Source organism: Caulobacter sp. GW822-FHT07D08 (assembly GCF_058798735.1).
In genome coordinates this window covers 1-22,422 of sequence record NZ_JBXAKU010000013.1, presented here as the reverse complement: position 1 = coordinate 22,422, position 22,422 = coordinate 1, and the positions used below count along the sequence as shown (strand labels likewise).

The following is a 22,422-nucleotide window of genomic DNA, read 5'->3' as shown; positions in this document are numbered from 1 at the left end:
CATGTCTTCGCTTACCCTGAACCGCCGCGCGCTGCTGTCCGGCCTGGTCGTCGCCCCGGCCGTGCTGCGCTTCGGTCAGGCTCGGGCCGGCGGCGCCTATGTCTTCCCGCTGGGCGTGGCCAGCGGCGATCCGGCCCCTGACGGCATAGTGCTGTGGACTCGCCTGGCGACCGATCCGCTGGCTCCCGACGGCCTGGGCGGCATGGGCGCTGCCGTCCCCGTGCGCTGGGAAGTGGCCGCCGACGAGGCCTTCCGCCGCGTGGTCATGGCCGGCGATGCGATGGCCGAACCCGCCGCTGCTCACAGCGTCCACGTCGAGGTCTCCGGCCTGCGCCCCGACCGGCCATACTGGTACCGCTTCACCGCGCTGGGCCAGCAGAGCCCGATCGGCCGCACCCGCACCGCGCCGGCCGCGAACGCGGATATCGACCGCCTGCGCCTGGCCGTGGCGTCGTGCTCCCACTGGGAGCGCGGCTATTTCAGCGCCTATGGCCACATGGCCGACGAGGCCCCGGACCTGACCCTGTTCCTGGGCGACTACATCTACGAATATTCGATGGGGCCGGACCGCAAGGACCAGGTCGTCCGGCCCTACGGCCTGGAAGAGGCTACCACCCTGGCGGGCTATCGCAACCGCTACGCCCTGCACCGCACAGACGCCGACCTGCAGCGCCTGCACCAGGTCGCGCCCTGCCTGGCGACCTGGGACGACCACGAGATCCAGGACGACTATTCGGGGATCTGGTCCAAGACGTCCGGCGTCTCGCCGCAAGCCTTCCTGCGCCGCCGCGCGGCGGGCTACCAGGCGTTCTACGAGGCCATGCCGATCCGCCGCACCCGGCTGGACGCGCGGCTGCAGATGCCGATCCACCGCCGAGTCCGCTACGGCAAACTGGCCGAGTTCTTCATGCTGGACGGCCGCCAGTACCGCTCGCGCCAGCCCTGCTCAGACGGTCCCAACGGCGGCAAGGGCCAGATCGTCACCGACGCGGCCTGTCCCGATCGTCGCGACCCGGCGCGCACGTTCCTGGGCTTCGATCAAGAGCGCTGGCTGTATGACGGCCTGGCCAACACCCAGGCGCGCTGGACGGTGCTGGGGCAGGACCTGGTGATGGCTGGCCTGCGCTTTGGCGACGGCGGGCCCGACACCAAGTTCTGGACCGACACCTGGGACGGCTTCCCCGGCGCGCGCGACCGTCTGGCCCAGGCGATCACGACATTGAAGCCGCGCAACCCCGTGGTGCTGAGCGGCGACTACCACTCGTTCTGGACCAATGACGTCAAGCTGAACGCGGACGATCCGGCCTCGGCCACCATCGCCACCGAGTTCGTCGGCACCTCGATCACCTCGTCGGGGCCGCCGTATGAAGGCCTGATGGCGGCCATGCCCAACAATCCGCAGATCAAGTTCTTCGACAGCCGGGTGCGCGGTTACATGTCGATCGACGTGGGGCGAGACCGGATGACGACCCGTTACAGGGCGATCTCGGATGTCCGCGACCCCCGCGCCACGGTCGCCACGCTGAACACCTGGGTCGTCGAGGATGGTCGCGCCGGAACGGTCAGGGCCTGAAGCCCGCCGTCGACCCGCCCCTGGAAACGCACGGCGGCGCGGCCGGGGCGAGCCTGAGCGGGACGGTCCGGGAAGAATTTCGCCGTTGGCTCGGGGGATATGCGTCACGCTGCGTCTTCATACCTTGGGGGCGTCATCGGCGGCGTGATCCTCGAGGGAAATGTGACGTGATGGGGAGGCGGCGTTGAGACAGACCGATCGCCTGGACGCCCCCGTCGCGGCTTCGCTGGCCGGTTTGGCGCAGCTCTATCGCAAGCCGCTGCTGCGGTTCTTCGCCCGCCGGGCGCTGTCGCCCGAGGCGGCCGAGGATTGCGTCCAGGACGTCTTCGTGCGCCTCGCGCGGGTGGCGGAGTCCGAGGTTGAGAACTCCGAAGCCTATCTGTTCAAGGTCGCCCGCCACGTCCTGATCGATCGCGCGCGCCGGGCCAGCGTCAGGCGGGAAGGGCAGCACGACCCGATCGCGGACTTCCAGCTGATCAGCCCCGAAGGCTCGCCCTCGCGGATTCTGGAAGGGCGCGAAGCGCTCGAACAGGCGGCCAAGGCCCTGGGGGAACTGCCCGAGCGGACCCGCAACATCTTCCTGCTGAACCGGCTGGACGGCCTGACCTACACCCAGCTGGCCGCCCGCTACGCGGTCAATGTGAAGGTCATCGAACGCGAGATGGGCAAGGCTCTCAGTCATCTTCGACAACGGCTTCCTGATCATGACCGACGCTGAACGCATTGAAGGAGAGGCCGCGGCCTGGGTCGTGCGCCTGCATTCCGATCAACGGACCCAGGCGGATCGGGAGGCCTTCAACGCCTGGCTGGAGGCGGACGCCGCCCATGTGGAGGCCTTCTCGGTTCACGTGACGATCTGGGATTCCGTGGCGGCGTGGGGCGACGATCCCAAGGCGCGCGCCGTGCTGCAGTTCTCGCCCTTGTGGTCGGGATTTGGTCGGCGGCTGGCGCAATGGGGCGTTGGCGCGGGAGGGTTGGCCGCGGCCGCGGCGCTGGTCCTCTTCCTGGCGGGAGGGCTTCAGTCCACGCAGCACTACGCGACCGTGCCCGGCGAACTGCGGACCATCTCGCTGAGCGATGGGTCGACCTTGCTGATGAATACCGATTCCAAGGTCAGCACGCGCTTCACGCGGAGCGAGCGCCGCGTGCTCATGGAGCATGGCCAGGCCTATTTCCGGGTCGCCAAGGACAGCGCGCGGCCGTTCCGGGTGTTCGTTGGCGATGACGAGGTCCGGGCCGTCGGAACCGCGTTCGAGGTGCGGCGACTGGACGACCGCGCCGAGGTGGTGCTGGAGGAAGGGCGTCTGGCGATCTTTCACGGCGTCGATCCGTCGGAAAGCAAGCGCCTCCTGGCGAGGTCCTCAACCGTTCCAGCCGTCAAGCCGGCGCTCTACCTGTCGGCCGGTCAGTCCCTGGATCTCGACGGCGCCAAACCCTCCATCGCGCGGGAGGCCAATGTGGTTCAGTCCAGCGCGTGGCGGTACGGACGTGTCGTGCTGGACAATGTCAGACTGGACGAGGCGGTCGCGGACCTGAATCGCTACGGCGGCCCCCAGATCGTGCTGGCCGATCCTCGGCTTGGCGATATCCGGATCAGCGGCGTGTTCCATACCGGGCGACCTTATGACGTCGTGAGCGAGGTCGTCGGCGCCTTCCCGATAAGGATCGTCAAGAACGACGACAAGCAAATCGTCCTGGGATCGCAGGCCGCGGATGCTCGTATCCAGGCGCCAGATGTCGTCAAAAGTTCACGATAAGATTTCAGGGGTAAGGAGAGCGGGCTGCGTCTTCTGAACTGCCGGCGAGGACCGGTCGACGGGGATGACCATGCAGCAGAAATTCTTGCCCGCCCAGTTCATGGGCGGCTCGGCCTTGGCGATTGTCTTGGCCCTATCGGCTCAGACCGCCTGCGCCCAAACCCAGGCCCGTGCGTTCGAGATCACCCCGCAGGCGCTGGGCTCGGCGCTGCGCGTGTTCGCGCTGCAGAGCGGCAAGGACATCGTCTTCGACCCCGGTCTGGTGCGCGGCAAGACCGCGCCCTCGCTCAAGGGGCGGTATCTGAACGAAGAGGCCCTGCGGCGCCTGCTGGCGGGGTCGGGCCTTACGTTCGAGGGCACGGCGACGGGGGGCTTTATCATCCGGGTCGCCGCCCAGGGGAGCGCGGCGGCGGCGCAGGACGTGGCCGACATCGGCGCGGTCGTCGTGATCGGCCGCCGCACCATCGATACGCCACACGAGCAGATCAAGCGGCTGACCCCGGGGATCTCGGATTCGGTGACGGTCTCGGACATCGAGAACACGCCGGATACGACCCTGCCCGAAGCGCTGGACCGCGTGGTCGGCGTCAGCGCCGACAAGTACTACGGCACCAGCGACGGTGGGTATGTGTCGGTCCGGGCGTTCGATTCCCGCTACAACAGCATGGACATCGACGGGAACCCGATCTGGTTCAGCAGCCAGAACAATCGCGGCGCGCAGATCGGGGTCTTCCCATCGTCGATCATCAAGGAGACCAGCGTCTACAAGACGGTGACGCCCGACCAGGACGGCAATTCGGTCGGCGGACACATCTCGCTGCGCACCCTGCGCGCCTTCGACGGGGGCAGCCGGCCCTACCTGTCGCTGGGCGGCCGCATCGGCCGCTTCGACCAGGACAGCGTCGTCAATTCCGGGCCGTCGATGCGCCTCTACGGGGCCGCGAAGACGACCTTCGGCGCTGACCGTCAATATGGCGTGGTCGTGGGTTTCAACGCCCAGCGGATGCGAAATTCCGACAAATACGGCGGCGTCGACACCTATGCGCAGGTCAATGGCGAGGACCAGGTCAACGCCAGCAATCTCTACAGCAGCAGTCTCTACGACAAGGACGTCAAGAACGCGGTCGGCTACGCCAAGGTCGAGATGCGCAAGAACGACGGGCTGTACGCCTTCCTGTCCGGCACGATCATCGACGACTCCCGGCGCCAGTACCTGGATCGGGAAGGGACCTACATCTACAACACCGCCGGCCGCACCACGAACTTCAGCAACGGCGCCGCCGACTTCAACAAGGCGATCGGCCAGACCAAGCAGTACGATTACGACATCAAGCGCAAAGCCAAGATGCTGGGCGGCGGCGTCGACTATCAGGTCGGTCGCGCGGGGGTGTTGGCGGTGCGCGCCAACTATACCGACTTCAACAACACCATCGTCACCCGTTACCCGGAGACGTTTCAGCTGAACAATCTGTCGGGTCACTATGACCTGAACGGTGACTTGCCGACGACCCGGTACGACAGTCCGGCGACCTACAACGACCCGGCCAACTGGATCAACCGCAACACCACGGCCTCCTACGTCCGCGATCAGGACCTGCGCGACAAGGTCAGCGCGGTGAAGGCCGACTACAGTCAGAATACCTTCCCCGAGGCGCGGGGACTGGGCTTCGCGGCCGGCGCCAGCTGGACCCGGCTGGACCGCACCTATGACCAGGGCCAGGCCAACTATCTGCTACCCAAGGGTACGGTGCTGAAGCTGTCGGACGTGGCCGCGCCGGGCGCGACCATGGCCGACAACGCCGCGATCAGGATGAACTGGGACAAGTTCTGGACCTATGTCTACGCAAACGGGATCAAGACCACCGACCGGGCGCCGGCCTCGGACTACGCCCTGGTCGAGGACGTGTTCGCCGGCCACGCCGAAGCCTATCTGTCGGGCGCGCGCTATCGCCTGATCGCCGGCCTGCGTTACGAGAACACCCATGATCAGGACGACACCGGCGACACCGTCGGCGGTGTCTCGACCCCGTCGCGCCGGATCAACCACTACGGCAACTGGATGCCCAACATTCAGGGCAGCTACGACCTGACCGCGCGTCTCAAGCTGAAGGCCGCCTTCACAAAGACCATCGGGCGGCCCGATTTCGCGGACATCGCGCCGGGGCGTTCCGTTGGTGTGGACGCCAATGGCAATCCCGTCATCAGCGGCTCCAACCCGAAGCTTGGTCCGCGCCTGTCCACGAACTACGACGCCAGCCTGGAATATTATCTCGCCGGCGGCTTCGTTTCGCTGGCCGTGTTCCACAAGGACCTGAGCCACGAGACCTTCAGCCAGAAGACCCTGACGCTGGACAGCACGGGTGCGGTGATCCTCACTCAGACCACGCCCCTCAACAGTGGCAGCGCCCGGGTCACGGGCGTGGAGGCCTCGTTCGCCAAGCGGCGGCTCGACTTTCTGCCCGCGCCGTTCAACCGTCTGGGGTTGAGCGCCAACTATACCTACCTGGACAGCCGCTGGACGGTGATCCTGACCGACGGAACGGTGCGCACCATCGACTCCCTGCGCAACCAGCCGAAGTATCTGGGCAATGTCGGGGTCAGCTACGACCTGGGACCGGTCGATCTGCATGTCGACTATCGGGTCCGGGGGCGCGCGTTCACCACCACCTTCGGAACCACGCCGACCGGCGACCAGTGGATCAAGCCCTCCGACCAGCTCGACGCCCAGATCAACTGGCGCCTGGCCAAGGGGCTGCAGGTGACGTTCGAGGCGCGCAACATCACCGACAGCTATACGACGATCACCACCGGCGCGACGGACGCCATCTACAACAGCGTTGGCGGCGGGCGGAGCTATTTCGCCGGCTTCAAATACCGCTACTGAGGCCGGCCGGATGAGCGCGAACCAAGACGAAGCCACACGCCGCGCGTTTCTGCGCGCGGCGATGGGGCTGACCGCGACCGCCGAGCTCTGGCCCGGCGCGATCGCTCGGGCGATGGAGATCCCGGCCGCCCACCGCACCGGCACGATCATGGACGTCGAGCACGTCGTGATCTTCATGCAGGAGAACCGCTCCTTCGATCACTACTTCGGAACCCTGTCCGGGGTTCGCGGCTTCGCCGACCGCTTTCCCTGGACCTTGCCCGGCGGCGGCGCGGTCTGGCGGCAGCCGGACGGAAAGGGCGGCGCGGCGGCGCCGTTCAGGTTCGACACCAACGGCACCAACTTCCCTGTGATGAAGAGCCTGCATCACGACTGGGCCACCGGCCACGCGGCCTGGAACGAGGGGCGCTACGACAACTGGATCGCGGCCAAGGGCGGGCTCACCATGGGCTACCTGGCGCGGGAGGATATTCCCTATCACTTCGCCCTGGCCGACGCGTTCACGGTTTGCGACGCCTATTTCTCGTCGCTGCAGGGGCCGACCTGTCCAAACCGCCTCTATCTGATGACCGGCTGCGTGGATCACCACGGCAAGGGCGGCGGGCCGGTGATCGCGAACATCGATATCACCCAGAGGCCCGACGGCGTGGTGTTCGGGCCTGGCTGGAAGACCTATGCCGAGCGGCTGCAGGACGCCGGGATCTCGTGGCGCGTCTATCGGCAGGGAACGGACCTGGCCAGTGACGATGACAGCGACGGCGGCATGAACACCCTGATGGCGTTCGAGCGGTTTCACACCGCCAAGCCCGGCGACCCGTTGTATCACGCCGGGGCCGAGCCGCGTCGGCTGGAGGCCCTGAAGGCCGACGTCCAGAACAATCGCCTGCCGCAGGTGTCGTGGATCACGCCGCCGCGCATCTTCTGCGAACACCCCAACTGGCCGCCCGCCTACGGCGTGGAATATCTGGCCCGCATCCTGGACGCCCTGACCTCCAACCCGGAGATCTGGAGCAGGACTGTCTTCCTGGTCATGTATGACGAGAACGACGGCTTCTTCGACCACGTCGTTCCACCGACGCCGCCGCTGAACCGCGAGCAGGGTCTCAGCACCGTGCCGACCCACGACGAGCGCCACCCCGCGACGGGGCAGCCCTATGGCCTGGGCATGCGGGTGCCGATGCTGGTGATCTCGCCCTGGAGCCGTGGGGGCTGGGTCTGCTCGGAGGTGTTTGACCACACCTCGGTCATCCGCTTCCTGGAAGCGCGGTTCGGCGTGCGCGAGCCCAATATCAGCAAATGGCGTCGGACAGTCTGCGGTGACCTGACGGCCGCCTTCGACTTCAAGACGCCGAACGGCGAGCCGCCACGCAAGCTGGCCACGATCAGCGCCGATCTGGCCCTGCCAGACCAGGCGGCGTTCAATGCCTATAAGGCGGTGGTCGGCAAGCGGCCCAAGCCCGTGGCGCCGGCGACGCCGCCGGATCCGATGGTGGAGCCTGGGCCGCGCAATTGGCGGCCGCTGCCCTACAGGCTGGCCGTCGACCTTCGCCAGGTCGAAGGCGGCGTCGAGCTGGATTTCGTCAACGACGGCAAGGCGGGCGCCAGCTTCTACGTGTCCGATCGCCTGGCGCCCGAGGCGCCGCCGCGGCGGTTCACGGTCGGCGCCCGGCGTTCGCTCTCCGATCTGTGGAAGACGACCCAGGGGCGCCACGCACTGATCGTGCAGGGCCCCGCGGGCTTCTATCGGGCGTTCGAGGGCGGAGAAGAGGTCGGTCTGGAGGTTCGTCTGCGAGCGTTGGCCAACGGCGGACTGAAGCTCCATCTGCGCAATCGGGGCGCGGGCCCGCTGGACCTGGAAATTCGCGATCGGTATGGCCTCGCGTCGCAATCCCTGTCGATCCGTTCCGGCGCACGGGTCATTCGGTCCCTGAGCCTTGAGCAAAGCGCCCACTGGTACGATCTCGAGATCAGCGCCGCCGGGCTGAGCTATCGCTTGGCGGGGCACGTCGAGGCGGGGAGGGCCAGTTTCAGCGATCCCGCCTCGTCGCGCTGACGAGCAGCGAGGTCCGCAACCCACTCTACCTGCCGTCTGCGCCCTCGGTTCCTGGCTGCGTCAGCCGGGCGCGCAGGCGTGTCTCGATCCGATCGAACACGGCTGTCCGCGCCCGCGCCGGCTCAGCGTCGCCGGCGCAGGCGAACCAGATGGCCGACAGCAAGCGTGACACCACGCCGGCATGTAGAACCAGGTCGCTCTCGGGCAGGCTGAAGATCCGCTCCAGGGTGTCGCGCGTGGTGCCGCCCTGTGAGAAACGGATGACCGCGCCCGAGGCGGCGAGATCCTCGCGCCGCACGGCGGCCAGGAACAGGCGTCGGCGACGCAGGACCGGGCTGGGCGGCGCTCCGGACGCCACATGGTGGCGCAGAGCCTCGAAATATTGCTCGACCGTCTGAATCTCGTCGACCGAAGGCGGCGGATTGCTCTGGGCGCGCACCTGTTCGGTCATCAACTGCACCTGACCGCGGATCGCGCCGGCGACGAGGTCCTCGATCGAACGGAAGTGGTGGGTGACCGAGCCGGTCGTCACGCCCGCGCGGGTGGCTACGGCGCGGTGAGTCAGTCCCGTCAGGCCTTTTTCCTCCACGACCTCGGCGGCGGCCTTCGCGATGCGCAAGGCTGCTGGCGGCACGGAATTGTACGGACGGGCGCCGGCCGCCTCCGCGGCCAGGGCCGCCGCGCCCCAGGGGGCGCGAGGTGACGTGTCGAGCCAGATCGAGGCGAAATGCTCGACCATCTCGGTCAGCGCCGCGGCCTCCAGGGCCGGCGACCAGGTCGACAGGTGATAGAGGGCCTCCGATTCGAAGAGGACATGCATCATTCGGCCATCGATCGGATCCAGCCCGAACAGGGCCGCCGTCTCCGTCCAGAAATCCTGCCACAGGCGCGTCCAGGCGGCCGCGGCGCCCTGGCCCGCATTCGCGGCCAGGGCTTCCTGGTAAACAAGCGCGCGTGAGCGGCCCTGTGAAGTCCATGCCAGGATCACGTGTGTCAGCGCCCACACCGCGCCGTCGGCGGTGCGGGGCAGGGCGGCGATCTCGCGCGTGCGACTGGCCAGCCAGACGCGGGTCTCTTCGACGCCTTGCTCGAAGACAGTCAGTAACAATCGTTCTATGTTGCCGAAATTGTAGTTGATCGCGCTGGCCGAGGATCCGGCCTGAGCGGCGATCGCGCGCGCCGAGGCGGCGGCGATTCCGCCCTCGGCGATCAGGGTCGCCGCGGCGGCGATCAAGCGCTGTCGTGTATTGTCCTGAGGTTCCAGAACGTTCGCGCTGGCGGATGATCTGGCCGAGGAGGAATAGGGCGGGCGCAAGGGCATGTCGCATATTCCCTGGTCGGACGAGGATCGCAAGCTTGGCCGCTGGATAACGCCGAGCTTCACGGAACTGCAACATAACATTCGTTCTAAGGTCACGCGCAAAGCCTAGATGCCGCCTCGACGCCGACAGTCGTTCGGGCATCCAGGGGACACACCATGAATCGGGGATTTGAGACGTCGGCGCTGCGCGCCGGCCTGCTGGCCGGCGTGGCCGCTCTGGCGCTTTGCGGCGCGGCCCACGCGGCCGAGCTCGGCGCCGCCGCACCCGCCGCCGCGGACAGCACGGTGAGCCTCGAGGAGGTCGTGGTCACAGCCCAGAAGCGCAAGACCAACCTGCAGGACACTCCGATCGCGATCTCGGCCATGGATAGCGAGGCCCTGAAGGCCCGCCACGTCCAGTCGATCGAGGACCTGGGCGACGGCTCGATCCCGACCCTGCGCGTGGCCCCGTTCTTCTCGCGCAAATCGGCCCTGACGATCGGCATGCGCGGCGTGGGCTCGTCCGGCGACGCCAATCAGCCGGCCCGCGACCAGGCGGTCGGCGTCTATATCAACGGCGTCTATCTGGGGCGTGCTCAGGGCCTGGGCTCGGCGCTGTACGACGTCGAGCGCATCGAGGTGCTGAAGGGACCGCAGGGCACGCTGTTCGGCCGCAACACCGAAGGCGGGGCGATCAGCATCGTCACCAAGGCGCCGACCGGCGTGTTCGGCGCCAGCACGACGCTGGGTTATGGCAACTTCAATTCCTACAAGGCCGAGACCCACATCGACCTGCCCGAGTACAATAACGTCAGCGTCAAGGTCGACGCCTTGCTCAGCAAGCGCGACGGCACGGCGGAGAACCCGACCACCTCGGGCCAGCCGGACTTCAACAGCTACGACAAGCGCGGCTTCCAGATCGAAGCCCTGTGGAAGCCCGTCGACGGCTTCAGCGCCGACTATGCCTTCGACGATTCCTACGACGGCAGCACGCCCTACCTGGTGCAGCTGATCTCGAAGGGCCTTTATCCGACCGCCCCGATCGCGCCGCCGCAGCCCGACCGCGCCAAGGCGGCCACCGTCGGCGTGCCGCTGCGCCTCAGCGAGGGCTTCACCTGGGGCCATCGCCTGAGCCTGGACTGGAAGGTCAACGACGCCCTGGAGCTGAAGTCGATCAGCTCTTACCGCAAGCTCAAACAAGGCCAATACGACAACGCCGGGGCGATCCTGGGCGTGTTCGCGCCCAACGCGCCGTTCGCTCGCTACAGCATCGCCAACACCTACCAGAACCAATACAGCCAGGAGTTCCAGGCGATCGGCAAGCTCGACCGTCTCGACTACGTCCTGGGCGCCTTCTACTTCCGCGAGAAGGTCAGCGACAGCGCCCAGACCCCTAACAGCCTGCAGTGGAACGCCACGGGCACGGGCTACAGCGTTCTTTCGCTGAACCTCAACGCGGTGCCCTTCGACCGTTTCAGCCACGTGCGGACCACCAGCTACGGCGTGTTCGGTCAGGCGGTGTGGACGCCGCCGGTGCTGGACGACGCCCTGCATGTCACGCTGGGCGGTCGCCTGACCAAGGACGCCAAGAAGGGCTCGCTGGACGTCGTCAACGGCGCGATCCCCAGCTATGTCGACGCCAACAAGAACACGATCGTTGGCGTCATTCCGCTGGACGAATCGTGGAGCCACTTCGACCCGCTGGTCACCCTGGCCTATGACGTCGCTCCCAGCGTCCACGTCTATGGCCGCTGGAGCACGGGCTATAAGGCCGGCGGCGCCAACTCGCGTTCGCTGACCTACCGCCCGTTCGATCCAGAAGTGGTCAAGATGTACGAGCTCGGCGCCAAGACCGAGTTCTGGGACCGCCGCGCCCGCCTGAACGTCGCGGCCTACAGCGGCGATATCAAGGACGCCCAGGTCGACTTCAACGTCCTGATCCTGAACAACAATCGCGGCACGCTGGAAACCACCAACGCCGCGACGGGCAAGACCAAGGGTTTCGAGGCCGACTTCACCCTGGCGGTGATGGAAGGCCTGACGGTCACGGCCGGCTACGCCTACACCAAGACCACCCTGTCGGACGCCTTCAACCCGTTCATCAACGCCCGCTCGAAGATCTATCCGATCTTCACGCCCAAGAACGCCGCCAGCCTGGCGGTCGACTATGAGCGCCCCGCCTTCGGCGCGACCCTAAGGGCCCACCTGGACGCGGCCTATGCCGACGCCCAGTACGCCAACACGGCCGATCCGACCCTCAGCGACGACTCGATGATCGTGAACGGTCGCCTGGCCCTGACCGACATCCGGGTCAGCGAGGACGGTCCGGCCATGCAGCTCTCGCTGTGGTCGCGCAACCTGCTCAACGAGGCCCATCTGTTCATGCGGGCCTACAACGCCGCCCTGGGGACCTACGGGATCTACAACGAGCCGCGCACCTACGGCGTCGAACTGAACGTCAAGTTCTAAGCGGAGGGATCACCATGGATCGTCGTCTCTTTCTCACCGCGGCCGGCGCTCTGGCGCTGGCCCCGGCCGCCCGCGCGGCCACTATCCTCGACGCCAAGGCCGCCCGCACCTCGCCGACAGCCGTTCGCCTGGACTGGACCGGCGCTCGGGCGGTTTCGGTCCTGGTCTCCGCCGACCCGGACGCCAGGAAGCCGGCCATGCGCCCGCTGAAGACGGCCGCCGGCGCTTCGGCGGATCTGGACGCCCCGATCTCGCCGCGCCCGTATTTCCTGGTGACGGCGGCCGACGGTCGCCAGACCCGGGTCGCCGAGCGCCTGCTGCCGCTGGAAGGCGGCCGCAATTTCCGCGACGTCGGCGGCTGGCGTGTCGCCGACGGCCGCCAGATCAAGTGGGGCAAGATCTATCGTTCGGGCGTGATGAGCGGTCTGACCCTGGCCGACTACGCCTATCTGTCGAGGCTGGGCGTCACCGCGATCTGCGATCTGCGCAGCCCGCAGGAGCGCGCCTCCGAACCGAGCCCGTTCCTGGGCAAGGCCGGCGCGCCGAAGGTCGTGGCCACCGACTACGACATGAGCGCCTCGATGGCCGCCTTGGCGCGAATGACCACGCGCGAGGAGGCCATCCAGGGCTTCGCCGACAGCTACGTGTCGTTCCTCGACATGCTGACGCCGCACTATACCGACCTGTTCGCGCGCCTGGTCGCCAACGAAGGCCCGCTGGCCTTCAACTGCAGCGCGGGCAAGGATCGGACGGGCATGGCTTCGGCCCTGATCCTGTCGGTGCTGGGCGCGCCGCGCGCGACGGTGATCGAGGACTACGCCCTGACCCAGGTCTATACGCCGCAGTCCTACTACATGAAGCAGATGTCAAACGGCGCGGCCAACACCAGCGTCTCGGCCCAGCAGGCCCAGGCGTTGGCCAAGCTGCCGCCGGAGGTGTTGCAGGTGATCATGGGCTCGGACCCCGAGGTCATGCGTCGGGCCATGGCGGCGATCGACGCCAGGTTCGGCGGACCGGTCCCCCTGGTGAAGGCGCGCTTCGGCCTGACCGATGCGAAGATCGCGACGTTGCGAGCGACCTACCTGGGATAATCGGCCGGCCAAAGGGCGATCTTCGGTTCGGCGCGGCGGATCGCCCTTCATACAGGTGACATAGGCCCCTCTTAAGTCCCGACGGAACGTCGTCAGGATCGCCTCCCCATGTCTTATCTACGCGACCTGGACCGATGGTTCATCGAGGAGGTGCTGCCGCACGAGGGGACCTACCTGGCCCACGCGCGGCGCCTTTGCGGCAATGCCGACGACGCGGCCGATCTGGTGCAGGACGCCTACGCCAAGCTGTTCGGGCTGGAGAACTGGAGCGGCCTGGCCAGCCCGAAGGCCTATGCGCTGACCATGATCCGTAACCTCGCGATTCAGAAGCTGCGGCGGGCGCGGGTGGTCAGCATCCGACAGATCGCGGGTCTGGACGCCGGCGACCTGGCCGACGAGACGCCCAACGCCCAACGCCAGACTATCGACCGCGAACAGCTGCGGCGCCTCTTGAAGGCGGTGGAGCGGCTGCCGGACCGCTGCCGCCAGATCGTCATCATGCGCCGCTTCGAGGACAAGCCGCCGCAGGAGATCGCCCGGCAACTGGGCCTGAGCCTGTCGACCGTGGAAAAGCGCCTGGCGCGGGGCATGTTCCTGCTGTCCCAGGCCATGGACGCGGACGTCCGGGCGGCGGCCGAGACGCCGCCTTCGGCTGCGGCTGGGAACAAGCTCGGACGGCGCGTTCGCGGCGACTGAATAATACCCAGGCGTCAAAGTGGAGGTGCGTCGCGGTTCGCGCGTCTCTAGGGTGAAATCGCGACCGAGACCCTGCCTGTGCCCGATTCCCTTCCACCACCTCCGATGGACGACGCTCCGGATTCCGTCGCCGCCCAGGCCGCCGCTTGGCTGGCGCGACTGGACACGGGCGTGGCGGACGAGGTGGAGTTCGAGCGGTGGCGGAGCGCCGATCCGCGCCACGCGGTGGCGTTCGCCAAGGTCGCGGCCCTGTGGTCTGACCTGGCCCGCGTGGGAAGGGCCGTGGCCGCGCCCGTCGCCGCGCCCGCGCGCCGGCCGTCGCGTCGGCGACTGCTGGAGGCGGCCGGGATCGGCGCGGTCGCGATCCTGGGCGGCGGCGTCGCCACGCGCGCCTTCGCCCGCCAGCGCGTCGTCACCGACGTGGGCCAGCGACTGGACCGCAAGCTGGCCGACGGCGCGGTGATGACCTTGAACACCGATACCGAGGTGCGCTGGCGCGAGGGCCGCGACGGCGTCGAGGTGTGGCTGGAGCGGGGAGAGGTCAGCCTGACCGCCGCCGGCCGGCCCTTCCTGTTGCGCGTGGCAGCCGAGACGGCGCGGCTTCAGCCGGGCGGCCGCTACAACGCCCGCATGCGGGGACCCGTCATCGACGTGACGGTGCTGAGCGGTCAGGCCGCCGTGTCTTCCGTCGCCGCGGCGCCGGCCCACAACCTGACCCTGACGGCCAGCGGCGCCCTGACCCGGCCGACCGCCGCGCCCGAGCTGCAGGCCATCGAAGCCTGGCGGCGCGGCGAGGTGGTGTTCGAGGACGAGCCGCTGGCGGCCGCGGTCGAGGAATACAACCGCTACCTGACGCGCAAGCTGATGATCGTCGACCCGCAATTGGCCGCGGTGCGGGTCGGGGGGCGCTTCACCTCGTCGGACCCGGCCGACTTTCTGCAGGCTCTGTCGGCTAGCCTGGGGGTGACCTCTCGCCAGGCCGGCGAGGACGTGATCCTGACCCGCGCGAAATAATTTCCGCCGAACTTGGCGGTGGCCGCGCCCCTGAGCGTCTCCCCATCGACCGCGCCGTGGCGCGAGGCTTTCGGGGAATTTCGATGACTTACAGGGACATCAGCTACGCGGCCCTGCTGGCCGCGACGGCCGCCGTCGCCGTTCATGCGCCAGCCTTCGCCCAGGCTCCGGCGGCGACCTTCGACATCCCGGCCGGCGACCTGACCGCGGCGCTCAACGCCTTCGCGCGCCAGGCCGGCGTGCAGATCTTCTTCCCCTCGGCCGAGCTGGCGGGCCGCAAGGCTCCGGCTATCAAGGGCTCGATGCCGGTCCGCGCCGCGCTGTCGAAGCTGCTGGCCGCTGGGGAGCTGGAGATCGCCGCCGACGACGGCCGCACCATCTCGCTGCGCCCCGCCCGGCGCGACGCCGCCGTGGCCCTGGACGAGATCCTGGTCACGGCCCAGAAGCGCGAGCAGAAGACCATCGACGTGCCGTTCGCCCTGACCGCCTACAGCGGCAAGGCGCTGGAGCGGCTGGGCGTCACCAACTTCCGCGAACTGTCGACCCACGTGCCGGGCCTGATGGTCGAGGACCAGTCGCCCAACAATCCGATCTTCGTGATGCGCGGCATCACCTCGTCGGGCGGGGACTCGTTCACCGAGCCGCGCGTGTCGGTGTTCCAGGACGGCGTGTCGATCTCCAAGTCGCGCGGCTCCTACATCGAACTCTATGACAACGCCCGGGTCGAGGTGGCCAAGGGGCCGCAGTCGACGCTGTTCGGGCGCGGCGCCCTGATCGGCGCGCTGAACGTGATCCAGAACAAGGCTGGTCCGGACCTCGACTGGTCGGTGGCGGGCGAGGCCGGCAACCTGGGCTACTACCAGTTGGACGGCATGCTGAACCTGCCGCTGTCCGACACGGTGTCGCTGCGCGTGGCGGGGCGGCGCAAGAGCCGTGACGGTTATGAGAAGAACCTCAACCCCAACGCCGACGGCGACCTGAACGCCATCGACACCAACGCCTACCGGGTCGCGCTCGGCTTCAAGCCGAATGACCGCTTCAGCGCCGACCTGATCTACAACCACCAGGACGACAAGACGAACGGCACGGGCTTCAAGTCGATGTATGTCAGCCCGACCGACCCGGCGACGGGCAAGGTGCTGGCGGGCGCGCGGGTGAACGATCCGGTCTGGCTGTCCAAGCCCGCCGACTTCGCGCTTGGCCACCCACTGGGCGTCGACCAGTACCAGAACGGCGTCATGGCGCTGGTGAAGTACAAGCTCACCGACGCCCTGACCCTGAACGCGACGACCAGCTACCGCGACATCGACGCGGTCGAGGTCTACGACGCCGACGGCACGTCGCTGCCGCTGTTCACCAACATGGAGGATGTCGGCGGCACGCAGTTCAGCCAGGAGATGCGCCTGAACTACGACAAGGGTGGCCGCGTCTCGTGGTTCGCCGGGGCCAACTATTACCGCGAGCGCTCCAAGGCCCGGGTCGATGTCCGCTTCGACGAGCGGATGCTGCTGGCCCAGGCGGCGGGGATGCTGAGCGGCGGACCGTTCACCGGCCTGCCCAAGACCACGCCGGCCCCGGCCGCGCTTTTCGACAACACCGCCTTCACCGGCGCGCTGCTGCAGGGTCTGGTCGCCCAGTCCAGCAAGGGCAATCTGGTGCTGACCAGCGCCGAAGCCGCCGCCCTGGCCGCGCGGCTGGACCCGCGCCACGTCGAGACCTCGCGCAACGAGTCCGACCTCGACGCCTATGACCTGTTCGGCGACATGACCTTCCGCCTCACCGACCGCTTCGAGCTGTCGGGCGGCCTGCGCTACAGCCGCGACGAGAAGACCACGATCTGGGGGAGCTCGGTGCAGGGGCGCAGCATCCTGGGCGGCGCCATCGGCGCGGCCGGCGTCGCCGCCACCGGCGCGCCGGCCGGCGTCGCCACGGCCCGCGCCCTGATCCAGGGCATGAGCTTCTATGGCGCGACCTTGGACGGTCCGGTTCCGCTGTTCGGGGTGTCGGCTCAGCCCACGGCTCATAATGGCGACTTCACCAGCCGCGACCTGAGCGACGACGGCGTCACCTGGCGCCTGACCGGCCGCTATGCGCTCAGCCCGACCGCCAACCTCTACGCCAGCTATTCGCGCGGCCGCCGGCCGGGGGTGTTGTCGGCCGGGGCCCCGGGCGCGCCGGACGGGACGCCGATCTTCGCCATCGCGCCGGCCGAGACGGCGCAGGCTTACGAGACCGGGATCAAGGCCGACCTCTTGGACCGCCGCCTGCGGATCGACGGCTCGCTCTACTACTACGACTACGACAACTTCCAGACCCGCGAGCAGCGCGGCTCGACCTTCGTGACCACCAATGCCGGCACGGCGCGGGCCTACGGGTTCGAAAGCCAGGCCGACTTCGCGGTGACGCCGAACCTCGACCTGTTCGGCGGCTATGCCTACAACCACGCCCGCTTCACGCGCGGCGCCTACGAGGGCAACCACTTCGCCCGCTCGCCGGACCACATGGTCTCGCTGGGGGCGTCGGTCCGCTGGACGGGCCTGGGCGGCAAGTTCGACTTCCGGCCGACCTACACCTGGCGCTCGAAGATCTTCTTCGCCGACGACAACGACCGGCCCGAGCTGCAGGCCGGCCTGTTGGTTCCCGACGCCGGCCAGGACGAGTTCCAGGACGGCTTTGGCCTGCTCAACGCCCGGATCAGCTACGCGCCGGAGCGGGGCGACTGGGAAGTGGAGGCCTTCGGCAGCAACCTGACCGACGAGATCTACCGTAAGGGCGCGGGGAGCGCCGGCAAGTCGATTGGCCTGCCGACCAACGTGCTGGGCGAGCCGCGCGTCTATGGCCTGCGCCTGACCATCCACCACTAGGGAAAAGGCCAGATCATGCGACGCCTTCTGCTATCGGCCGCGGCCTTGTTGGCCTTCGCCGTCCCCGCCATGGCTCAGACGCCGGCCGCCGCGCCCATCGTCATCGGTCACCGGGGCGCCAGCGCCTACCGGCCCGAGCACACCGCCATGTCCTACAAGCTGGCCATCCAGATGGGGGCTGACTTCATCGAGCCGGATCTGGTCATGACCAAGGACGGCGTCCTGGTGGCGCGGCACGAGAACGAGATCGGCCGCACCACCGACGTGGCCAGTCATCCCGAGTTCGCCGACCGCAAGGCCACGCGCGCCATCGACGGCGAGACCTTCACCGGCTGGTTCGTCGAGGATTTCACCCTGGCCGAGTTGAAGACCCTGCGATCGCGCGAGCGCCGGCCCGAGGCGCGACCCGGGAGCGCCCGGTACGACGGCCGGGAGTCGGTGTTCACGCTGCAGGAGATCATCGACATCGCCAAGGCCGGCGCCGCGCGCGGCCGGCCGGTGGGCCTCTATGTCGAACTGAAGAACCCGGACTATTTCCGGCGTATCGGCCTGCCGATGGAGAAGGCGCTGATCGACGTCCTGGCGGCCAACGGCCTCAACACCGCCGACGCGCCTGTGATTATCCAGTCGTTCTTCCCGTCGGCGCTGATCGCTCTGCGCCAGATGACGCCGATCAAGCTGATGTTCCTGGTCAACAGTCAGCCGCCGCCGGCCTCGATCCTGGCCGCCAACCATATCGCCAGATGGTCGGATGTGTGGTCGCCGGACGGCCTGAAGAAGATCGCCGCCTTCGCCGACATTGTCGGGCCCGAGACCCAGATCATCCTGCCGCGCGACGCCGAGGGCCGCAGCCTGCCGCCCAGCGCCTTCGTGGCCGACGCCCACGCGGCGGGGCTGAAAGTCCATGTCTGGAGCGTCAATCCGGAGAATCTGGACCTGCCGGTCGATCTGCGCTGCGGCGATCCGACCAAGCCCGGCTTTGACCACCGGTCCGGCGACGTCCAGACCGAGGCCCGGCGCCTGTTCGCCCAGGGGATCGACGGGGCGTTCAGCGACGCGCCGGACATGTTGGCCAAGGTGCGGTCCGAGGGGCCGAAGGCATGGGCGGCGGGCCTGGCGTCTGCGCGGTCGTGCCCGTCGGCCAAGGTGGGCTGAGCTCTCGACCAGGCGACACTGAAACATGCTCGCGCCCGTCGCCGAAGTCTCTCCGGCCGGGACTTGAAGCCAAATCTGATTGACGTTTCTAGTCAATCGATTAGCTGAGTCCAATCTCGAAGGTTGGATGAAGCATGGCGCGAACGCGAGCTAAGGATGCGGGTCTTGAGCGGCGAGATTCCCGAGCCACTCTGTTTGACGCCACCGCGGCGCTGCTTTCGGAGCGATCCACGATCGAGGTCTCGCTCAGCGAGATCGCGCTGAGATCCGGCCTGAACTCGGCGCTGATCAAGTACTATTTTGGCGGCAAGGAGGGCTTGCTGCTGGCGCTATTGGAGCGCGTGGCCGAGCGATCGATGGCCGATCTGGCCAGCCTGGTCCGCATGGAAATCTCCGCCGAACAGAAGCTGCGCATCCACATCGGCGGCATCATCAACACCTACTACCGATCGCCCTACGTCAACCGTCTGATCAATTACATGATCGTCCGGGGCGACAAGGCGTCCAGCGAACGGGTGGCCAAGATCTTCGTCGAGCCGATGATCGCCGCCTATCGCGCGATCGTCGCTCAGGGCGTCGACGACGGGACGTTCCGGCCGCTCGATCCAGGCATGCTGTATTACAGCGTCGTCGGGGCCTGCGAGCACATTTTCTACGCCGGTTTCGCGCTGCCCACCACGCTGGGCCTGTCCGAACTGACCGAGCAGGTTCGCCAGCAATACGTCCAGCACGTCATGGACCTGGTCTTCCATGGCGTCCTGGCGCGACCCATTCGCAAACCGCTTGACGACAATTAATCGAACAATTAATCGCTCGAACAACGAATAAGACGCGGGAGGAGACGGCCATGGCCGAGGCTTTGATCATCGACGCCGTGCGCACGCCGCGCGGCATTGGCAAGGTGGGCAAGGGCGCGCTGGCCCATCTGCACCCCCAACACCTGGCCGCCACGGTCCTGAAGGCGATCGCCGAGCGCAACGGGCTGGACACCGCCGACGTCGACGACGTGATCTGGTCGACCTCGACGCAGAAGGGCAAGCAGGGCGGGGACCTGGGTCGCATGGCGGCGCTGGACGCCGGCTATGACGTCAAGGCCTCGGGCATGACGCTGGACCGCTTCTGCGGCGGCGGCATCACCACCGTGAACCTCGCCGCCGCCCAGATCATGAGCGGCATGGAGGATCTGGTCGTCGCCGGCGGCGTCGAGATGATGAGCCTGACCGCCGCCATGGCCGCCCAGGAGCAGGCGGCCGGCTTTCCGCCAGGCCTGATGGGCTCGGGCAACGAGCACCTGGACATGCTGCATCCGCAGTCGCACCAGGGCGTCTGCGGCGACGCCATCGCCAGCATGGAAGGCATCACCCGCCAGGACCTCGACGCCCTGGGTCTGGAAAGCCAGAAGCGCGCCGCCCGCGCCATCGCCGAGGGGCGGTTCGCCAAGTCGATCGTCCCGGTGCTGAACCCCGACGGCGATGTCGCGCTGGACCGCGACGAGTATCCGCGCCCCGAGACGACCGCCGAGGGGCTGGCCCAGCTGAAGCCGGCCTTCACCGCCATCGCCGACTATCCCTATGACGCGAAGGGCTCGACCTTCCGTGGGCAGATCAATCGCCGCTATCCCGATCTGAAGATCGAGGCCATGCACCACGCCGGTAATTCGTCGGGCGTCGTGGATGGCGCGGCGGCGGTGCTGCTGGCCTCGCCGGCCTATGCGCAAAAGCACGGCCTGAAGGCTCGGGCCCGCGTGGTGGCCATGGCCAACGTGGGTGACGATCCGACCCTGATGCTCAACGCCCCCGTGCCGGCCGCTCGCAAGGTTCTGGCCAAGGCCGGTCTGAAGGTCGAGGACATTGATCTCTGGGAGATCAACGAGGCCTTCGCCGTCGTCGCCGAGAAGTTCATCCGCGACCTGGGTCTCGATCGCGCCAAGGTCAACGTCAATGGCGGCGCCATCGCGCTGGGCCATCCGATCGGCGCCACCGGCGCGATGCTGATCGGCACGGTCCTGGACGAGCTGGAGCGCACCGGCGGCCGCTATGGCCTGGTCACCATGTGCGCCGCCGGCGGCATGGCCCCGGCCATCATCATCGAACGCATCCAGGGCTGATAGAGAGCATCCGTGATGTTTTGGTCGCCGTCGTCACGGGCGGCGACCGGGCGAGGCCCGAGGCGAGAGACATGAGCAAGATCCAGCGATTGGCCGGCCGCACGGTGCTGATCACCGGCGCGTCTTCGGGCATCGGTGCGCGGTTCGCGCGCGTCGTGGCCGACGAGGGCGCGGCGGTGGTGATCGGGGCGCGGCGCGTCGATCGGCTGGAGGCCCTGCGCGACGAGATCGTGGCGGCGGGCGGGCGGTGTCTGGCCGTGGCTCTGGACGTTGCGGACGAGGCTTCGACGATCGCCGCCTACGACGCAGCCGAAGCCGCCTTCGGGCCGGTCGACAGCGTCGTGGCCAATGCGGGGATCACGGCCGAGGGGCTGGCCGCGGATCTCTCCGTCGAGGATTTCGACCAGGTGTTCGCGGTCAATGTCCGGGGCGTGTTCCTGACCGCCCGTGAAGGCGCGCGGCGAATGCGCAAGGCCGATATCGCCGAGCGCGGCCGCATCGTGCTGGTCTCGTCGATCACCGCCAGGATGGTGACGCCGGGTGTGACCGCCTACAGCGCCTCCAAGGCCGCCGTCAGCCACATGGGCCGCCACCTGGCGCGCGAATGGGCGCGGACGGGGCCCAACGTCAACAACCTCTGCCCCGGCTATATCCGGTCCGAACTGGCGGGCGACTGGTTCGACACCGAGGGCGGCCGCAAGCAGATGAGCAAATGGCCGCGTCGCCGGATCCTGGACGAGGACGCCTTGGACCCCATGCTGGTCTATCTGCTGTCCGACGAGAGCAAGGGCGTGACCGGCGCCGACTTCACCATCGACGACGGCCAATCGCTGTGAACGCCGCGCGCGGCGATCGCTCCGCGGGGCGATAGGGCGCACCGTAAAGCCGGCGCGGCCGGATCACGGCGTTCAGTCGGGCGACGGACTTGTCGTCGGCCACGCGGCGGAGGCGGCCTGCAGCCCGGCGATGGCCGGTGGCAGCCCCGCGTCGTCGGTGGCGACGCCATCGGCCAGGGCCGCCAACCGCTCGATTTGGGCCTGCTGCTCGCGCAGCGCCTCGGCCAGCGCCGAACGCAAGGCGCGACGCTGCGCGTCGGGCTGATCGCGCAAGAACAGAATGGCGCGAATGGCGGCGACCGGCAGCCCGACCGCCCGAAGCGCGACGATGGCCTTGAGCTGCTCGATGGTCGCGAGGTCGTAGCCCCGGACATTGCGGGCCAGGCGGTGCGATCGGATCAAACCCTGATCCTGGTAGTAGCGCAGCGTGCGCGTGGTGACGCCCAGCCCGCGAGCGGCGTCGCCTATGTCGATCAGGCGCTTTGGCGCGTAGGGGTCACGAGCCAGGTAATTCATCAGACGAACTCCACCAGCACCTCATCCGCCGCGACGGGATCGCCGGACTTGGCGTTGACGGCCTTGACGACGCCGTCGCGTTCGGCGCGGATGATGTTCTGCATCTT

The 22,422-nt window shown here is 68.0% G+C and carries 17 protein-coding genes; 14 read left to right on the top strand and 3 right to left on the bottom strand.

The annotated features are described in order from the left end of the window. Nucleotide 1 precedes the first annotated feature (1 nt). From AC1RJ9_RS20685 to AC1RJ9_RS20665, 5 genes are all read left to right on the top strand, one after another. Nucleotides 2–1,573, top strand: a complete 1,572-nt coding sequence (locus AC1RJ9_RS20685) for an alkaline phosphatase D family protein (protein ID WP_492839903.1) — start codon at nucleotides 2–4, stop codon at nucleotides 1,571–1,573. Nucleotides 1,574–1,757: 184 nt separating this feature from the next. After that, a complete protein-coding gene (locus AC1RJ9_RS20680) occupies nucleotides 1,758–2,291 on the top strand; it encodes a sigma-70 family RNA polymerase sigma factor (protein WP_492839904.1) in 534 nt (177 codons plus the stop codon). Continuing rightward, nucleotides 2,278–3,330 carry a FecR family protein gene (locus AC1RJ9_RS20675; RefSeq protein WP_492839905.1) on the top strand — a complete coding sequence of 351 codons (1,053 nt, stop codon included), beginning with the start codon at nucleotides 2,278–2,280 and terminating at the stop codon, nucleotides 3,328–3,330. The genes AC1RJ9_RS20680 and AC1RJ9_RS20675 overlap by 14 nt, the downstream gene beginning before the upstream one ends. A gap of 70 nt (nucleotides 3,331–3,400) precedes the next feature. Beyond that, nucleotides 3,401–6,214 (top strand): TonB-dependent receptor, encoded by a 2,814-nt coding sequence (locus AC1RJ9_RS20670; RefSeq protein WP_492839906.1) that lies wholly within the window; start codon nucleotides 3,401–3,403, stop codon nucleotides 6,212–6,214. A 10-nt stretch (nucleotides 6,215–6,224) separates the two neighbouring features. Next, nucleotides 6,225–8,267, top strand: coding sequence for a phosphocholine-specific phospholipase C (locus AC1RJ9_RS20665; protein WP_492839907.1), 2,043 nt, complete (start codon nucleotides 6,225–6,227; stop codon nucleotides 8,265–8,267). 25 nt (nucleotides 8,268–8,292) lie between these two features. On the opposite strand, the gene AC1RJ9_RS20660 is transcribed toward AC1RJ9_RS20665, so the two are convergent. Beyond that, a complete protein-coding gene (locus tag AC1RJ9_RS20660; RefSeq protein WP_492839908.1) occupies nucleotides 8,293–9,501 on the bottom strand; it encodes a TetR/AcrR family transcriptional regulator in 1,209 nt (402 codons plus the stop codon). A gap of 243 nt (nucleotides 9,502–9,744) precedes the next feature. On the opposite strand from AC1RJ9_RS20660, the gene AC1RJ9_RS20655 reads away from it, so the two are divergent. The 9 genes from AC1RJ9_RS20655 (at nucleotide 9,745) to AC1RJ9_RS20615 (ending at nucleotide 21,799) form a co-directional block, all read left to right on the top strand. Then, nucleotides 9,745–12,036: a TonB-dependent receptor gene (locus AC1RJ9_RS20655; RefSeq protein ID WP_492839909.1), complete on the top strand. Its 2,292-nt coding sequence runs from the start codon at nucleotides 9,745–9,747 to the stop codon at nucleotides 12,034–12,036. Between the two features lie 14 nt (nucleotides 12,037–12,050). Next, nucleotides 12,051–13,127, top strand: coding sequence for a tyrosine-protein phosphatase (locus tag AC1RJ9_RS20650; protein WP_492839910.1), 1,077 nt, complete (start codon nucleotides 12,051–12,053; stop codon nucleotides 13,125–13,127). A gap of 108 nt (nucleotides 13,128–13,235) precedes the next feature. Continuing rightward, nucleotides 13,236–13,823, top strand: a complete 588-nt coding sequence (locus AC1RJ9_RS20645) for an RNA polymerase sigma factor (protein WP_492839911.1) — start codon at nucleotides 13,236–13,238, stop codon at nucleotides 13,821–13,823. 78 nt (nucleotides 13,824–13,901) lie between these two features. Beyond that, entirely contained in the window at nucleotides 13,902–14,837 is a 936-nt protein-coding gene (locus AC1RJ9_RS20640; protein WP_492839912.1) for a FecR family protein, read from the top strand. An 83-nt stretch (nucleotides 14,838–14,920) separates the two neighbouring features. Next, nucleotides 14,921–17,701, top strand: coding sequence for a TonB-dependent receptor (locus AC1RJ9_RS20635; RefSeq protein ID WP_492839913.1), 2,781 nt, complete (start codon nucleotides 14,921–14,923; stop codon nucleotides 17,699–17,701). A 15-nt stretch (nucleotides 17,702–17,716) separates the two neighbouring features. Then, the gene (locus tag AC1RJ9_RS20630; protein ID WP_492839914.1) at nucleotides 17,717–18,856 is read left to right on the top strand and encodes a glycerophosphodiester phosphodiesterase family protein; all 1,140 of its coding nucleotides are present in this window, start codon (nucleotides 17,717–17,719) and stop codon (nucleotides 18,854–18,856) included. A gap of 134 nt (nucleotides 18,857–18,990) precedes the next feature. Then, nucleotides 18,991–19,653, top strand: coding sequence for a TetR family transcriptional regulator (locus tag AC1RJ9_RS20625; RefSeq protein WP_492839915.1), 663 nt, complete (start codon nucleotides 18,991–18,993; stop codon nucleotides 19,651–19,653). Between the two features lie 50 nt (nucleotides 19,654–19,703). Next, nucleotides 19,704–20,963, top strand: coding sequence for an acetyl-CoA C-acetyltransferase (locus AC1RJ9_RS20620; protein ID WP_492839916.1), 1,260 nt, complete (start codon nucleotides 19,704–19,706; stop codon nucleotides 20,961–20,963). Between the two features lie 71 nt (nucleotides 20,964–21,034). Further along, nucleotides 21,035–21,799 carry an SDR family NAD(P)-dependent oxidoreductase gene (locus tag AC1RJ9_RS20615; RefSeq protein ID WP_492839917.1) on the top strand — a complete coding sequence of 255 codons (765 nt, stop codon included), beginning with the start codon at nucleotides 21,035–21,037 and terminating at the stop codon, nucleotides 21,797–21,799. Nucleotides 21,800–21,871: 72 nt separating this feature from the next. On the opposite strand, the gene AC1RJ9_RS20610 is transcribed toward AC1RJ9_RS20615, so the two are convergent. Then, nucleotides 21,872–22,315, bottom strand: a complete 444-nt coding sequence (locus AC1RJ9_RS20610) for a MerR family transcriptional regulator (RefSeq protein WP_492839918.1) — start codon at nucleotides 22,313–22,315, stop codon at nucleotides 21,872–21,874. Next, nucleotides 22,315–22,422: biotin/lipoyl-containing protein (locus AC1RJ9_RS20605; protein ID WP_492839920.1), on the bottom strand; the 108-nt coding region annotated here is incomplete at its 5' end. The genes AC1RJ9_RS20605 and AC1RJ9_RS20610, both read right to left, overlap by 1 nt.